The organism is Achromobacter veterisilvae, assembly GCF_900496975.1.
Classification (GTDB): Bacteria; Pseudomonadota; Gammaproteobacteria; order Burkholderiales; family Burkholderiaceae_B; genus Achromobacter; species Achromobacter veterisilvae.
In genome coordinates, this window is the sequence record NZ_UFQC01000002.1 from 86,729 (window position 1) to 102,033 (window position 15,305).

At 69.0% G+C, this 15,305-nt stretch carries 13 protein-coding genes; all 13 read left to right on the forward strand.

Features of this window, described 5'->3' with window-relative positions; translation table 11 throughout:
• Window position 1 precedes the first annotated feature (1 nt).
• The 13 genes from AVE30378_RS02100 (at window position 2) to AVE30378_RS02160 (ending at window position 15,195) form a co-directional block, all read left to right on the forward strand.
• A complete protein-coding gene (locus AVE30378_RS02100) occupies window positions 2-1,546 on the forward strand; it encodes an indolepyruvate oxidoreductase subunit beta family protein (RefSeq protein WP_129239116.1) in 1,545 nt (514 codons plus the stop codon).
• 26 nt (window positions 1,547-1,572) lie between these two features.
• Complete coding sequence (locus AVE30378_RS02105) at window positions 1,573-2,550, forward strand: PDR/VanB family oxidoreductase (RefSeq protein ID WP_129239117.1); 978 nt, start codon at window positions 1,573-1,575, stop codon at window positions 2,548-2,550.
• A gap of 19 nt (window positions 2,551-2,569) precedes the next feature.
• Entirely contained in the window at window positions 2,570-3,889 is a 1,320-nt protein-coding gene (locus AVE30378_RS02110) for an aromatic ring-hydroxylating dioxygenase subunit alpha (protein ID WP_129239118.1), read from the forward strand.
• On the forward strand, window positions 3,886-4,377 hold the full coding sequence (locus tag AVE30378_RS02115) for an aromatic-ring-hydroxylating dioxygenase subunit beta (protein ID WP_129239119.1): 492 nt from the start codon (window positions 3,886-3,888) through the stop codon (window positions 4,375-4,377). Before AVE30378_RS02110 ends, AVE30378_RS02115 begins: the two co-directional genes overlap by 4 nt.
• Window positions 4,378-4,386: 9 nt before the next feature.
• Window positions 4,387-6,021, forward strand: coding sequence for an AMP-binding protein (locus AVE30378_RS02120; RefSeq protein ID WP_129239120.1), 1,635 nt, complete (start codon window positions 4,387-4,389; stop codon window positions 6,019-6,021).
• On the forward strand, window positions 6,018-7,187 hold the full coding sequence (locus AVE30378_RS02125; RefSeq protein ID WP_129239121.1) for a thiolase family protein: 1,170 nt from the start codon (window positions 6,018-6,020) through the stop codon (window positions 7,185-7,187). The genes AVE30378_RS02120 and AVE30378_RS02125 overlap by 4 nt, the downstream gene beginning before the upstream one ends.
• A complete protein-coding gene (locus tag AVE30378_RS02130) occupies window positions 7,184-8,431 on the forward strand; it encodes an SDR family NAD(P)-dependent oxidoreductase (protein ID WP_129239122.1) in 1,248 nt (415 codons plus the stop codon). The genes AVE30378_RS02125 and AVE30378_RS02130 overlap by 4 nt, the downstream gene beginning before the upstream one ends.
• A gap of 174 nt (window positions 8,432-8,605) precedes the next feature.
• A complete protein-coding gene (locus tag AVE30378_RS02135) occupies window positions 8,606-9,391 on the forward strand; it encodes a cyclase family protein (RefSeq protein WP_129239123.1) in 786 nt (261 codons plus the stop codon).
• Window positions 9,392-9,413: 22 nt separating this feature from the next.
• Window positions 9,414-10,142: an SDR family NAD(P)-dependent oxidoreductase gene (locus AVE30378_RS02140; RefSeq protein ID WP_129239124.1), complete on the forward strand. Its 729-nt coding sequence runs from the start codon at window positions 9,414-9,416 to the stop codon at window positions 10,140-10,142.
• 173 nt (window positions 10,143-10,315) lie between these two features.
• Window positions 10,316-11,464: an ABC transporter substrate-binding protein gene (locus tag AVE30378_RS02145; protein ID WP_129239125.1), complete on the forward strand. Its 1,149-nt coding sequence runs from the start codon at window positions 10,316-10,318 to the stop codon at window positions 11,462-11,464.
• Between the two features lie 145 nt (window positions 11,465-11,609).
• Complete coding sequence (locus AVE30378_RS02150) at window positions 11,610-12,650, forward strand: branched-chain amino acid ABC transporter permease (RefSeq protein ID WP_129239126.1); 1,041 nt, start codon at window positions 11,610-11,612, stop codon at window positions 12,648-12,650.
• Window positions 12,647-14,440: a branched-chain amino acid ABC transporter ATP-binding protein/permease gene (locus tag AVE30378_RS02155; RefSeq protein ID WP_129239127.1), complete on the forward strand. Its 1,794-nt coding sequence runs from the start codon at window positions 12,647-12,649 to the stop codon at window positions 14,438-14,440. The genes AVE30378_RS02150 and AVE30378_RS02155 overlap by 4 nt, the downstream gene beginning before the upstream one ends.
• A complete protein-coding gene (locus tag AVE30378_RS02160) occupies window positions 14,440-15,195 on the forward strand; it encodes an ABC transporter ATP-binding protein (RefSeq protein WP_129239128.1) in 756 nt (251 codons plus the stop codon). The genes AVE30378_RS02155 and AVE30378_RS02160 overlap by 1 nt, the downstream gene beginning before the upstream one ends.
• The last annotated feature ends 110 nt before the right edge of the window (window positions 15,196-15,305 follow it).

The following is a 15,305-nucleotide window of genomic DNA, read 5'->3' on the forward strand; positions in this document are numbered from 1 at the left end:
CATGAAACCGGTGCCCATGCAGCAAGGCAACCCCATCAAGATCGCCATCCTGGCCATGGGCGGCCAGGGCGGCGGCGTGCTGGCCGACTGGATCGTCGACATGGCCGAGCACGCGGGCTGGTGGGCGCAGACCACGTCGGTGCCCGGCGTGGCCCAGCGCACGGGCGCGACGATCTACTACCTGGAACTGTTGCCCGAATCCGACGTGAAGCGCGCCGGCCGCCAACCGGCGCTGGCGCTGATGCCCACGCCGGGCGACGTGGACCTGGTGGTGGCGGCGGAACTGATGGAAGGCGGCCGCGCCATCCAGCGCGGCCTGGTCACGCCGGAGCGCACGGTGCTGCTGGCCTCTTCGCACCGCAGCTACGCGGTCAGCGAGAAATCCGCGCCCGGCAACGGCATCGCCGATCCGAACAAGGTGCTGGAAGCGGGCCGCGCGGCGGCCAGGCGCTTTCTCTGCTTCGACCTGCAGGCCCTCGCCGACCGCGCGGGCAGCGTCATCAGCGCCAGCCTGTTCGGCGCGGTGGCCGGCAGCGGCGCCCTGCCCTTCGCGCGGGAAGATTACGAGGCCACCGTGCGACGCGCCGGCCTGGGCGTGGACGCCAGCCTGCGCGCCTTCGCCCTGGGCTTCGAAGCGGCCGACCAGGCACCCGGGCAGCCCGCCCCCATCGACCTGGAGCGGCCGGTGCCGGCCCTGCCCGACGTCGCGGCCAGCCCCCGGACGCAGGCCCTGCTGGACACGATCAAGCGCGACTTTCCCGCCTGTGCCCAGCCCATGCTGGCCGCGGGCGTGCGCCGCCAGATCGAGTTCCAGGACCTGGCCTACGCCGCCGACTACCTGCGCCACATGAAGGCGGTCCGCGACCTGGACGCCGCGCACGGCGGAGAAGCCCGGCAATGGGCGCTGACCTGTGCCGCGGCGCGCTACGTGGCCACGGCCATGGCCTACGACGACGTGATCCGCGTCGCCGACCTGAAGACCCGCGGCACGCGCTTCGACCGCGTGCGCCAGGAAGTGGGCGCGCGCCCGGACCAACTGGTCTACACCACGGAATTCATGCATCCGCGGCTGGAAGAGATCTGCGGCACGCTGCCCGCCGGGCTGGGCCGCTGGCTGGAAGGGTCCAAGGCCTTCGGCGGTTTCGTCGCGCGCCGCCTGGGCCGCGGCCGCCGCATGCAGAGCGGCACACTGGGCGGCTTCCTGATGCTGTACGCGCTGGCCGGCATGCGGCGCTTTCGCCGCGGCACGCTGCGCCACCAGACCGAGGCCGCCGGCCTGCGGCAGTGGCTGGACCTGATCGCGAAGCTGGCGCCGCGCGATTACGCGCTGGCCGTCGAAACCGTCAACTGCCGCCGCCTGGTCAAGGGCTATAGCGACACGCACATACGCGGCGGCGGCAAGTACCGCCAGTTGATCGCCGCGGCGGAGCGGCTGGCGGGCCGGCCCGATGCCGCCGCGACGCTGCGCGCGTTGCGCGACACCGCCCTGGCCGACGAAAAATGCGGCCCCATGGAACGCCAACTGGCCGAAAAGCTGGCGGCCTGAGCCGCACACAGATAGGGACAAACGCTGTGCAGACATTGAAACTCATCGTTCGGGAAGTCCGGCAGGAATCGCCGCTGATCCGCTCGTTCCGGCTGGCCCGCGAGGACGGCGGCCCGCTGCCCGCCTTCGGGCCGGGCGCGCATCTGAAGGTGTCGGTGCCGGGCCTGCGCGAACCGCGCTGCTATTCGCTGGTGCAACTGGCGCCCGAGGCCGGGCGCTTCGCCGAACCCTCGGAATACCGCCTGGGCGTGCGCCTGGAGGAAACCAGCCAGGGCGGTTCGCGCCACATGCACGCGCTGGCCGAGGGCGACGCCCTCGCGGCCGAAGGCCCCAAAAACGACTTTCCGCTGCACGAATCGCCGGCCGGCGACGAACCGGTGGTGCTGATCGCGGGCGGCATCGGCATCACGCCGATCGCCTCCATGGCCGCCGCGCTGAAGTCCGCCGGACGCGCCTTCCGCCTGCACTATTGCGGCCGCAGCAAGGACCAGTTGGCCTTCCTGCCCGAACTCGAAGCCCTGGCCGGCGGCGACCTGAGCCTGCACGCCGACGACGATCCCGCCTGCCGCTTCGACCTGCAGGCGCTGCTGGAATCGGCGTCGCCGCGCCAGCACCTGTACGTGTGCGGCCCCAAGGGCCTGATCGACGCGGTCATCCAGGGCGCCCATGCGCGCCATTGGCCCGACGCCCACATCCATTTCGAACTCTTCGCCAGCGCCGCGCCGCAGGCCGGCGACCAGCCCTTCGAGGTCGAACTGCGCCAGTCCGGCCGCGTGCTGACCATCCCCGCCGACAAGACCATCATCGACGTCATGGAAGAGGAAGGCTGCGATCCGATGTACGACTGCAAGCGCGGCGAATGCGGCGTCTGCCAGGCCACGGTGCTGGAAGGCGAGCCCGACCACCGCGACTACTACCTCTCGGACACCGAGAAAGCCAGCGGCAAGATCATCCAGATCTGCATCTCGCGCGCGAAATCGCCGCGCCTGGTGCTGGACCTGTAGCCCGCAAGGAAGCGCAACCATGAGCAAATACCGCGACAATCCCGACGCCATCCGCGCCCTGTTGCGCGAGACCGAGGTGCACAAGGACCTGTTCATCGACCAGGAGCTGTTCGACCTGGAAATGGAACGCCTGTACGCCAACACCTGGGTCTACGTCGGCCACGACAGCCAGGTGCCCAATCCGGGCGACTACATCACCACCACCGTCGGCAACCAGCCGGTGGTGATGGTGCGCCACAGCGACAAGAGCGTGCGCGTGCTGCACAACCGCTGCCCGCACAAGGGCACGATGGTGGCGGGCGACGCCTGCGGCAACACCGGCAAGTTCTTCCGCTGCCCCTACCACGCCTGGACCTTCAAGACCGACGGCAGCCTGCTGTCGATCCCGCTGAAAAAAGGCTACGAGAACACCGGCCTGGAGAACTGCGAAGCCAGCCAGGGCATGGCGGCCGTGAAGGACGTGAAGAACCACCGCGGCTTCGTGTTCTGCCGGCTGAACCCGGAAGGCCAGTCCTTCGAGGAGTTCTTCGGCGAATCGCTGTCCACGCTGGACAACATGGTGGACCGCTCGCCCGAGGGCCGGCTGGAAGTGGCGGGCGGCGTGCTGCGCTACATGCACCGCTGCAACTGGAAGATGCTGGTCGACAACCAGACCGACACCTGCCACCCGATGGTGGCGCACGAATCGTCGGCGGGCACGGCCGTGAAGGTCTGGGAGCAGGCGCCGGACGGCACGCCCAAGCCCATGGCCGTGGAGCTGTTCGCGCCGTTCATCTCCCCGTACGAGTTCTTCGAGAACATGGGCATCCGCGTGTGGGAAAACGGCCATGGCCACACGGGCGTGGCCGACTCCATCCACGCCTCCTATTCCGGCGTGCCCGGCTACTGGGACGCCATGGTGTCGGCCTACGGCGAGGAACGCGCCAAGCAGATTCTGGGCGACGTGCGCCACAACACCGTGTACTTCCCCAACATCATGGTCAAGGGGCCGATCCAGACCCTGCGCATCTTCAAGCCTATCGCCGCCGACCGCACCCTGGTGGAGTCCTGGACCTTCCGCCTGGTGGGCGCGCCCGACCTGCTGCTGGAGCGCACGCTCATGTACAACCGCCTCATCAACGCCCCCACCTCCGTGGTCGGCCATGACGACCTGGAAATGTATGAGCGCGCGCAGGACGGCCTGCAATCGCGCGCTAGGGACTGGGTGAACGTGGGGCGGCTGTACTCGCCCGACGAAATCGGCCAGAAGAACGCCACCACCAATGGCACCAATGAATGGCAGATGCGCAATCAATACCGCGCATGGGGCCGCTACATGACCGGACCGGAGTCGGTATGAGCGCAAGCGACCGCGACCTGATCGATTTTGTCTATGCCGAAGCGCGCATGCTGGACGAACTGCGCTTCGAGGAATGGCTCAACCTGTACACCGACGACGGCCACTACTGGATGCCGCTGGCCCATGGCCAGGCCGATCCCAGGCTGCATGCTTCGCTGATGTACGAGGACAAGCTGCTGCTGCGCGTGCGCGTGGAGCGGCTGGCCGGCCAGCGCACGTTCTCGCAGCAGCCCAAGAGCCGCTGCCACCACCTGCTGCAGGCGCCCTCCGTCGAGCGCGATCATCCCGAAGCCGCGCCCGCCGAAGGACGCCACGTGGTGCGCACCGCCTTCCATTACGTCGAGACCCGGCTGGACGCGCAAACGCTGTACGCCGGCTGGACCACGCATCACCTGGTGGAGCAGGACGGCGTGTTGCGCATCCGCCTCAAGCGCGTCGACCTCGTCAACTGCGACGCGGCCTTCGGCAACATCCAACTGTTCATGTAGGAGCGGCTTGTGAGCACCACGGTCCATCAGGCATTCCGCGACACCGCGGCCCGCCACGGCGCCCAGCCGTTTCTCTGCATCCTGCGGGAAACGGCGCAGGCCTACGGCATCGCCGCCGGCGAACTGGGCTACGCCCAGGCCGCCGCCGCCATCGAAACGCTGCGCGCCGCCTACGCCCGGGCCGGCTATGGGCACGGCCACCGCGCCGGGCTGCTGCTGGAGAACCGCCCCGCTTTCTTCCTGCACTGGTTCGCGCTGAACGCGCTGGGCGTGTCCGTGGTGCCGATCAATCCCGACCTGCGGGCGGCTGAACTCGAATACCTGACGGGACACTCCGAGATCGCGCTGGCGGTGGCCCTGCCCGAACGCCATGGCGATCTGCTCGCGGCGGCCGGACGCGCCGGCCGGGAACTGCGCGTGATGGGCCCGGACGACGCGCCTCCGCCGGCGCCCTTCGCCGCGCCGCTGGCGGGGACCGAGCCCGGCGAACTGACCGAATGCGCGCTGCTCTATACGTCCGGCACCACGGGCCGGCCCAAGGGCTGCATCCTGCCCAACCGCTATTTCCTGCACGCGGGCGGCTGGTACGCGCGCATCGGCGGCCTGGCCGCCCTGCGCCCCGGCCAGGAACGCATGCTGACGCCGCTGCCGCTGGTCCACATGAACGCCATGGCCTACTCGGCCATGGCCATGGTGCTGACGGGCGGCTGCCTGATCCCGCTGGACCGCTTCCACCCCAGGACCTGGTGGGACAGCGTGCGCGACTCCGGCGCCACGGTGCTGCACTACCTGGGCGTCATGCCCGCCATCCTGATGAAGGCCGAGCCGTCGGCGCAGGACCTCCAGCCCGCCATCCGCTTCGGCTTCGGCGCGGGCGTGGACCGCAAGCTGCACCAGCCCTTCGAAGCGCGCTTCGGCTTCCCGCTGCTGGAAGCCTGGGCCATGACCGAGACCGGCGCGGGCGCCGTCGTCATCGCCAACCAGGAACCCCGCCACATCGGCAGCAGTTGCTTCGGGCGCGAAGAGGACGACGTGCTGGTGCGCATCGTCACCGACGCGGGCGCGGAGGCCGCCGCCGGCGAGCCGGGCGAACTGCTGGTGCGCCATGCCGGCGACGACCCGCGCTACGGCTTCTTCGCCGGCTACCTCAAGGACGAGGAGGCCACCGCGCAGGCCTGGGAAGGCGGCTGGTTCCATACCGGCGACATCGTGCGCCGCGAAGCCGACGGCGCGCTGCGCTTCGTGGACCGCAAGAAGAACGTGATCCGCCGAAGCGGCGAGAACATCTCGGCGGTCGAAGTGGAAAGCGTGCTGATGCAGCACCCGCGGGTGAAGGCGGTGGCGGTGGCCGCCGTGCCCGACCCCGTCCGCGGCGACGAGGTGCTGGCCTGCGTGGTGCCTGAACGGCTGCCGGCCACCGACGCCGAGATGGCCGAGGCCGCGCGCAGCATCGTGCAATGGAGCCTGGAACAACTGGCCTACTACAAGGCCCCCGGCTACGTGGCCTTCGTGGACAGCCTGCCGCTCACCACCACCAACAAGATCCAGCGCGGCGAAATGAAGGCGCTGGCGCCCACGCTGCCCGGCACCGCCCGCTGCGTGGATACCGGCCACATGAAGAAACGCCAGGAGCCCGCGCGATGAGCCGCCGAGGCTATGACGGCGTGGTGGCGGCCCTGCCCGTCACCATCCCGTACGAACGCTATTCCACGCACGCCGCACACTGGTGGCTGGGCCGGGCGCTGGGCGCGCTGATCCGCCAGGCGGGCATCGCCAAGACCGAGGTGGACGGGCTGTGCGTGTCCAGTTTCACCCTGGCGCCCGACACCGCCGTCGGCCTGGTGCAGCACCTGGGCATGAGCCCGCGCTGGCTGGACCACATCCCCATGGGCGGCGCCAGCGGCGTGGCGGCCCTGCGCCGCGCCGCCCGCGCCGTGCAGGCCGGGGACGCGGACATCGTGGCCTGCATCGCGGGCGACACCAACCACGTGGACTCGTTCCGCAACACGGTCAGCCAGTTCTCGCGCTTCGCGCAGGACGCGGTTTATCCGTACGGCGCGGGCGGCCCCAACGCCAGCTTCGCGCTCCTGACCGCGAACTACATGCGCGCCACCGGCGCCACGCGCGAGGACTTCGGCAAGCTCTGCGTGGCGCAGCGCGACAACGCCCTGCGGTATCCGCACGCGCTGATGAAAAAGCCGCTGACACTGGCCCAGTACCTGGACGCCCGCGTCATCACCGACCCGATCCACCTGTTCGACTGCGTGATGCCCTGCGCGGGCGCCGACGCCTTCCTGGTCATGGGCGAAGACCGCGCGCGCGCGCTGAATCTGCCCTACGCCCGCATCCTGTCCACCATCGAGCGCCACAACGCCTGGACCGAAGATCCCATCCAGACGCGCGGCGGCTGGACCATGGACGTGGACGAGCTGTACGGCCTGGCCGGCGCCCGGCCCGCCGACATGGACTTCCTGCAGGCCTACGACGACTACCCCGTCATCAACCTGATGCAGATGGAAGACCTGGGCTTCTGCGCGAAAGGCGCGGCGCCCGATTTCGTGCGCGCCAATACGTTCACCGTGGACGGAAGCTTCCCGTTCAACACCAACGGCGGCCAGTTGTCGGTCGGCCAGGCGGGCGCGGCCGGCGGCTACCTGGGGCTGGTCGAGGCGCTGCGCCAATTGACCGGCACGGCGGGGGGCACGCAGGTGGCCGATGCCCGCGTCGGCATGGTCAGCGGCTTCGGCATGATCAATTACGACCGCGGGCTGTGCACCGCCGCGGCCATCCTGGCAAGGAGCGACGCATGACCGAACCCCTGGCCAAGCCACCCCGCAAGAATCCCGTCGCCCGCACCCGCCAGCCCACCCTGCCGCCCGGTTCGCGCAGCCGCGGCGCGCTGGGACTGACCGCCGCCGCCGCCGAGGGGCGCTTCGATCTGCAGACCTGCGCCGACTGCGGCGCGGTGCAGTATCCGCCGCGCGAAGTCTGCGGCCACTGCCTGTCCGAACGCCTGCCCTGGCGCCCGGCCGACCCGAACGGCGTGCTGCTGGTCAGCACCACCCTGCATCACAGCAACGATCTGTACTTCCGCGAACGCCTGCCGTGGCGCGTGGGCACGGTGCGCATGGACGCCGGCCCCAGCGTCGTGGCCCACGTTCACCAGGACTGCGCCGACGGCGCCCGCGTGCGGCTGGCGCTGAAGCTGGACCGCAGCGGCCAGGCCGTGATGATCGCCCTGCCCGAAAGGAATACCCCGAACATGGAAGACGACAAAACCTTGCGCGAAACCTCCTGCGACCCGAAGTTCCGGCGCGCGCTCGTCACCGACGGCAAGTCGGCGGTCGGCCTGGCGGTGGCGCGCGCCCTGCTCGACGCGGGCAGCCCCAAGGTGTTCCTGGGCGATCCCCAGGCCTGGCGGCGCGACGCCGCGTTCGACGCGCTGGCGGCCGATCCGCGGGTAGAGGCGGTGAACCTGGACGTGACCGACACCGACTCGGTCGAGCGGGTCGCGGCCTCGATCGGCGGCAAGGTCGAGATCCTGGTGAACACCGCCGACCAGGAGCGCGAAGGCGGCCTGTTGAACCGCAAGGACGTGAACACGGCGCGCGACGCCATGGACGTGAACGTGCTGGGCCTGATGCGCCTGGCGCAATGCTTCGGGCCGGCGCTGTGCGGCCGCGCCGCGGATGGCGTGAACAGCGCCGCGGCCTGGGTCAACGTGCTGTCCATCTACGCCCACATGAACCTGCCGTCGCGCGGCATGTGGTCGGCCTCGAAGGCGGCCGCGCTGTCCCTGGCGCAATGCCTGCGCGCCGAGCTGCGCGGCGCGGGCGTGCGGGTGGTGAACGTGTTTCCTGGCCCGGTCGACCATGAATGGGAACAACGCACCCCGCCGCCGCGCGTGGCGCCGGCCGCGATCGCCGCCGCCATCGTGCGCGCCTTGAAGGACGGCACCGAAGATGTCTACGTGGGCGACGTGGCGCAGGAATTCCGCGCGCGCCTGGCGGAAAACCCGAAGGGACTGGAACGGGAGCTGGGCGCCGGTATTTGACATCCCTAGTTCCCAGGTGTCTGACACCCTTGATACGCCGCGGCAAGCGGAATCGCGCCCCAGGTGTCTGACACCCTTGATACGCCGCGGCAGGCGGACATCCCTCTCCCGAGGGTGTCAGACACCTTCCGTACCACGCCAACGCGACCTTAACGAACAACGAGGAACGACAGCATGAGCCAGAACATTCTTGCCCAATTCATGACCGAGCTGGTGTCGGGACGCATCCGCCTGGTGGACCTGACCGAGACGCTGACGCCGGAATTCCCCACCATCGTGCTGCCGCCGGAGTTCGGCCAGGCCTGGCCGTTCCGCATCGAGGAAATCTCGCGCTACGACGAGCGCGGCCCCGGCTGGTACTGGAACAACTTCTCGTGTTCCGAGCACACCGGCACCCACTTCGACGCGCCGGCCCACTGGATCACGGGCAAGGACCAGCCCGACAACACCGTCGACACCATCCCGATCGACGCGTTCATCGCCGGCGCCTGCGTCATCGACTGCTCGGCCGAAGCGCGCGACAACCCGGACTTCCTGCTGACCATCGACTTCGTGCGGAAATGGGAAGAGCGCCACGGCCGCATCCCCGCCCGTTCCTGGGTGCTGATGCGCACCGACTGGTCCAAGCGCGCCAAGCCCGCCGAGTACCTGAACATGCAGGAAGACGGCGCGCACTCGCCCGGCCCGGACGCCGAGGTGGTGCCCTGGCTGGTCAAGGAGCGCGACGTCCACGGCTTCGGCACCGAATCGGTCGGCACCGACGCGGGCCAGGCGCAGCACCTGGATCCGCCCTACCCCTGCCATTACTACATGCACGGCAACAACCGCTACGGCCTGCAATGCCTGACCAATCTGGACCAGTTGCCGCCCACGGGCGCCGTGATCTTCTCGGCGCCGCTCAAGATCCGCAGCGGCTCGGGCAGCCCCCTGCGCGTGCTCGCGCTGGCGCCCAAGGCCTGAACAACGACAAACAGGGGAAACCATGACGCAAACCCACGTCGCCCTCGTGACCGGCGGCAGCGCCGGCATCGGCGCCGAAATCTGCCGCAGCATGCTGGACGCCGGCTACGAAGTGATCTCGATGGCGCGCCGCGCCGCCGACTTCAGCCATCCGCGCCTGCACAACATCCAGGTGGACCTGCTGGACGCCGAGGCCACCGCGCAGGCGGGCGCCGAGGCCGCGGCGGAGTTTCCCATCAGCCACGTGATCCACAACGCCGGCGTCATCTGGCCCAATCTGCTGCCGCAGGTCACGCAGGAAGAACTGCACGGCCTGACGCAGATCCACCTGGGCGCGGCCATCAGCCTGGTGCAGGCCGCCCTGCCGGGCATGCAGGAACGCCGGTTCGGCCGCATCGTGCTGATGTCGTCGCGCGGCGCGCTGGGCCTGCCCACGCGCACCGCCTATTCGGCCACCAAGGCCGGCATGGTGGGCATGGCGCGCACCTGGTCGCTGGAACTTGCGCCGCACGGCATCACCGTCAACGTGGTGGCGCCGGGCCCGATCCAGACGGACATGTTCTACGAAGTGATCGAGCCCGGCAGCGAACGCGAGAAGCAACTGGCCGCGGGCATCCCGGTCAAGCGCCTGGGCCGTTCGGACGACGTGGCGCGCGCGGTCATGTTCTTTTCGGATCCGGCCAACAGCTTCGTCACCGGACAGACGCTGTTCGTCTGCGGCGGCGCGAGCGTCAGTTCCATCACCATCTGAGCCCGCGTCCCGAGGCCGCGCTTCGGGTTTTGACGGATAGGTAAGCACTGCCGCCAGGTCTACAGTGCTGAGCCTGCCCAGAGAAAGTTTAAGCAACAAGTAATTCCAGCAGTTCCTGTTTTCTCCGTGTTCCAGCCGCACCCCCACCCTGCTCCCTATCCGGAGGTTTTGCCATGCTGTCGAAGAAACTCCCCCTGGCCGCCGCCGCGGTAGCCGCGCTGTTCGCCCTGCCCGCCCTGGCGCAAGTCAAAGTCGGCGTCGTCACCTCGTCCACCGGCCCCACGGCGCTGGTCGGCATCCCGCAGAAGAACACCGTGCCGCTCCTGCCGAAGAAGATCGGCGACCTGACCGTGGAATACATCTCGCTGGACGACGCCAGCGATTCCACCAACTCGGTCACGGCCTTCAAGAAACTGATCTCGGAGCAGAACGTGGACGCGCTGATCGGCCCGTCGGGTTCGCCCAACGCCATGGGCGTGATCCAGTTCGCGGCCGAGGCCGGCGTGCCGATGCTGGCGCCGGTGGGCACGGCCGCCGTCGTGCTGCCCATGAACGACCAGAAGAAGTGGGTGTTCAAGACCACCCAGAACGACGACATCATCGCCCGCGCGCTGATCGACCACATGGCCAAGTCCGGCATCAAGACGGTCGGCTTCATCGGCCTGAACGATCCCTACGGCGAGAACTGGTACAAGGTCTTCTCCGGCCTGGCCGCCGAGAAGGGCATCAAAATCACCGCCAACGAACGCTATCTGCGCTTCGACAGCTCGGTCACGGGCCAGGCCCTGAAGATCCTGGCCGCCAAGCCGGAAGCCGTGCTGGTCGCCGCCCCCGGCGCCGCCAGCGTGCTGCCGCAAACGACGCTGTTCGACCAGGGCTACAAGGGCAAGTTCTACCAGACCCACGGCGCGGCCCTGCCCGACTTCCTGAAACTGGGCGGCAAGAAGGTCGAAGGCACGGTGCTGGCCGCCAGCCTGATGCTGGTGCTGCCGGAAATGCCGGACAGCAATCCGTCCAAGAAGGTCGCGTCCGACTACATCGCCGCCTACGAAAAGCTCAACGGCTCCAAGCCGGCCACTTTCGGCGCCAACGTCTACGACGCCGGGCTGCTGCTGGAGAAGGCCGTGCCGCTGGCCGAGAAGGCCGGCAAGCCGGGCACCAAGGAGTTCCGCAACGCGCTGCGCGACGCGCTGGAACAGACCAAGGAGCTGGTGGGCACGCAGGGCGTCTACAACATGACGGCCGCCGACCACAGCGGCTTCGACGACCGCGGCCGCGAACTCATCACGGTGAAGGACGGCAACTGGACACTGGTCAAATAAAGCCCCCCCCGAAGCGCTGCGCGCTTCCCCCCCAGGGGGGCATGCCTGCGGACCGGCAGAGCCGGATCCGCGGCATCCCGATGGGGCGGCGCTCATTCGGAGATGAGGTGTTTGCCATGTTTGTCTGTTCTATCCGGAATTCTGCATGAATGCTCAGATTGCCCTGATTCTTGGGCAGGACGGCATCACCAACGGCGCCATCTACGCGCTGCTGGCCTTGTCCATCCTGCTGGTCTTTACCGTCACCCGCGTGCTGTTCATCCCGCAAGGCGAGTTCGTCGCGTTCGGCGCACTTACCATGGCCGCGCTCCAGGCCGGCAGGCCGGTGCTGCTGGTGTGGCTGCTGTTCGCCTTCGCGGTGGCCGAGGCCGCCGCCGACCTGATGGCGCGCCGCAAGCGGCCCGGCCGCAGCCGCGGCCTCTGGCGCATGGCGGCCAAGCTGGCGTATCCGCTGATCCTGGCGGCGCTGTTCTACCGCCTGCCGGTGGCCCAGTTGCCGATGGCGGCGCAGGCGCTGCTGACGCTGCTGCTGGTCGTGCCGATGGGGCCGCAGTTGTACCGCCTGTTCTACCAGCCCATCGCCTCCGCCTCGACCCTGGTGCTGCTGATCGTGTCCATCGCGGTGCACCTGGCGCTGGTCGGCCTGGGGCTGCTCGCCTTCGGCGCGGAGGGCGCCCGCAGCGCGCCGTTCAGCGAGGCCAGCCTCACGCTGGGTCCGCTCAACGTGAACAGCCAGGCGCTGTGGGTGGTCGCCGTGTCCGCGCTGCTCATCATCGTGCTCTACCAGTTCTTCGAGCGCTCCATGTACGGCAAGGCGCTGCGCGCCGCCGCCTTCAACCGCCTGGGCGCCCGGCTGATGGGCATCTCCCCCGTCTTCGCCGGCAAGGCCACGTTCTTCCTGGCCGCGCTGATCGGCACGGTGTCGGGCATTCTCATCGCGCCCATCACCACCATGTACTTCGACTCCGGCTTCATGGTCAGCCTGAAGGGCTTCGTGGGCGCCATCATCGGCGGCCTGGTGAGCTATCCGCTGGCCGCGGCCGGCGCCGTCCTGGTCGGCCTGATCGAAGCCTTTTCCTCGTTCTGGGCCAGCGCCTATAAAGAAATCATCGTGTTCACGCTGATCATCCCCGTACTGCTCTGGCGTTCACTGAAAAGCCACCACGTCGAGGAAGAAGACGAATGAATCCGCGCCACCTCCTCTACGCATTCCTGGCGCTGCTGGCGCTGGCCCCCCTGGCCTTGCCGCCCTTCTACGTAACGCTGCTGAACTACATCGGCCTGTACGCCATGGTGGCGCTGGGCCTGGTGCTGCTGACCGGCGTGGGCGGCCTGACGAGCTTCGGGCAGGCCGCCTTCGTGGGCGTGGGCGCCTATACGACGGCGCTGCTCACCACCCGCGCGGACAGCCTGCCGTCCTGGCTGGCGTGGCTGGGCGCGTCGCCCTGGCTGACCCTGCTGGCCGGGCTGGCGCTGACGCTGGCGATCGCCTATCTGCTGGGCGCGATCACCCTGAAGCTGTCCGGCCACTTCCTGCCGCTGGGCACCATCGCCTGGGGCCTGTCGCTGTACTTCGTCTTCGGCTCCGTCGAGGGCCTGGGCGGCCACACCGGCATTCCGGACATTCCTCCCATCGACCTGTTCGGCTGGCCGCTGACCCAGGGCGGCAGCATCTACTACCTGATCTGGGCCTTCCTGCTGACGGCCGTGTGGTCGACGCAGAATCTGCTGGATTCGCGCGAAGGCCGGGCCATCCGCGCGCTCAAGGGCGGCCGCGTCATGGCGGAATCCATGGGCGTGGACACGGCCCGTTCGCGCATGGTGATCTTCATCATCGCGGCGCTGCAGGCCTGCGCCTCCGGCTGGCTGTACGCGCACATGCAGCGCTTCGTGAACCCCAACCCCTTCGGTTTGCAGATGGGCATCGAATACCTGTTCATGACCGTCATCGGCGGAGCGGGACAGGTCTGGGGCGCGCTGGTCGGCGCGGGCGTGTTCACCGTCCTCAAGCAATGGCTGCAGGACTGGATGCCCAGGCTGCTGGGCCAGACGGGCAACTTCGAAGTGATCGTGTTCGGCTTCGGCATGGTGCTGCTGCTGCACCGCGCCCGCAGCGGCCTGTGGCCCGTGCTGACCCGCTGCGTTCCGCTGAAGAAGCAGGTGCGCAAGCTGGACATGGATGCCGAGCCGCTGCCGCGCAAGCCCATGCCGCCGCGCGGCGAGGTGGTGCTCAAGGCCGTGGACGTGACGCGCAAGTTCGGCGGCCTGGTCGCCAACAACGCCATGAACCTGGAGATCCGGGCGGGCGAGATCCTCGCTCTCATCGGCCCCAACGGCGCGGGCAAGAGCACCATGTTCAACCAGATATCCGGCGTGGACACGCCCACCTCCGGCCAGGTCACGCTGCTGGGCCAGTCGGTGGCCGGCGCGGGCGCGCGCAGGATCGCGCGGCTCGGCCTGTCGCGCACCTTCCAGCACGTGCGCCTGCTGGGCCGCATGAGCGTGCTGGAGAACGTGGCCATCGGCGCGCACCTGCGCGGCCACCGCGGCGTGATGCCGGCCGCCTGGCGGCTGGACCGCGCGGAAGAGGCGCGCCTGCTGGCCGAGGCGGCCCGCCAGGTCGAGCGCGTCGGCCTGGGCAGGCATCTGCACGACGAGGCCGGCTCCCTCGCCCTGGGCCAGCAGCGCATCCTGGAGATCGCGCGCGCGCTGGCGTCCGACCCGTGCATCCTGCTGCTCGACGAACCCGCGGCCGGCCTGCGCTACCAGGAAAAGCGCGAACTGGCCGACCTGCTGAAGAAGCTGCGCGCCGAAGGCATGGCCATCCTGCTGGTCGAACACGACATGGACTTCGTGATGGGCCTGGTGGACCGCGTCGTGGTCATGGACTTCGGCGAAAAGATCGCCGAAGGCCTGCCCGCCGAGATCCAGCACAACCCCGCGGTGCTTGAAGCCTATCTGGGCGGAGTGGAATGATGAGCGCGAAACTGCTGGAAGTGCGCGACCTGCGCGTGGCCTACGACAAGGTCGAAGCCGTCTCTGGCGTCAGCCTGGCGGTCGGCGAAGGCCAGATCGTCACCGTGATCGGCCCCAACGGCGCGGGCAAGACGACGCTGCTGTCGGCCATCATGGGCGTGCTGCCGTCCACCGGCGAGATCGGCTTCGGAGGCCGGCGGCAGGAGCATGCCGAGATCGAGGAAATGGTGGCCGCCGGCATGAACCTGGTGCCCGAGAAGCGCGAGCTTTTCTCCGAGATGACCGTCGAGGACAACCTGATGCTGGGCGCGTTCCACCGCTACCGCAACGGGCTGCGCGACCAGGACCAGACGCTGGCCGAAGTCTACGACCTGTTCCCCCGCCTGAAGGAGCGCCGTGCGCAGCTTGCCGGCACGCTGTCGGGCGGCGAACGCCAGATGCTGGCGGTGGGCCGCGCGCTGATGGCCAAGCCCCGGCTGCTGATGCTGGACGAACCCAGCCTGGGCCTGGCGCCGCGCATCGTGCGCGAAGTGTTCCGCATCGTGGCGCGCCTGCGGGAAATGGGCGTGTCCATCCTGCTGATCGAACAGAACGCCCGCGCCGCGCTTCAGGTGGCCGATTACGCCTACGTGCTGGAAACGGGAACGGTCACGCTGGAAGGCCCCGCCGCGCAAGTGGCGGAGGATCCGCGCGTGGTGGAGGTGTATCTGGGGTTGGGGCACGGGGCGGGACAGGCGGGTGCGGCGCCGGCTTAGGGGGCTCGGCTCAGGTGTCTGACACCCGTACGAGACGCCCTCGCCGGGTTAGGTGTCAGACACCCGTACGAGACGCCCTTCAACGCCAACGGGTGTTTCCGGGTGTCTGA

Bases quoted from the DNA above. Each gene is read 5' to 3' on its own strand.
- AVE30378_RS02100 (WP_129239116.1), top strand. From the start codon at position 2: ATGAAACCGGTGCCCATGCAGCAAGGCAACCCCATCAAGATCGCCATC.
- AVE30378_RS02110 (WP_129239118.1), top strand. From the start codon at position 2,570: ATGAGCAAATACCGCGACAATCCCGACGCCATCCGCGCCCTGTTGCGC.
- AVE30378_RS02115 (WP_129239119.1), top strand. From the start codon at position 3,886: ATGAGCGCAAGCGACCGCGACCTGATCGATTTTGTCTATGCCGAAGCG.
- AVE30378_RS02125 (WP_129239121.1), top strand. From the start codon at position 6,018: ATGAGCCGCCGAGGCTATGACGGCGTGGTGGCGGCCCTGCCCGTCACC.
- AVE30378_RS02130 (WP_129239122.1), top strand. From the start codon at position 7,184: ATGACCGAACCCCTGGCCAAGCCACCCCGCAAGAATCCCGTCGCCCGC.
- AVE30378_RS02135 (WP_129239123.1), top strand. From the start codon at position 8,606: ATGAGCCAGAACATTCTTGCCCAATTCATGACCGAGCTGGTGTCGGGA.
- AVE30378_RS02140 (WP_129239124.1), top strand. From the start codon at position 9,414: ATGACGCAAACCCACGTCGCCCTCGTGACCGGCGGCAGCGCCGGCATC.
- AVE30378_RS02145 (WP_129239125.1), top strand. From the start codon at position 10,316: ATGCTGTCGAAGAAACTCCCCCTGGCCGCCGCCGCGGTAGCCGCGCTG.
- AVE30378_RS02150 (WP_129239126.1), top strand. From the start codon at position 11,610: ATGAATGCTCAGATTGCCCTGATTCTTGGGCAGGACGGCATCACCAAC.
- AVE30378_RS02155 (WP_129239127.1), top strand. From the start codon at position 12,647: ATGAATCCGCGCCACCTCCTCTACGCATTCCTGGCGCTGCTGGCGCTG.
- AVE30378_RS02160 (WP_129239128.1), top strand. From the start codon at position 14,440: ATGAGCGCGAAACTGCTGGAAGTGCGCGACCTGCGCGTGGCCTACGAC.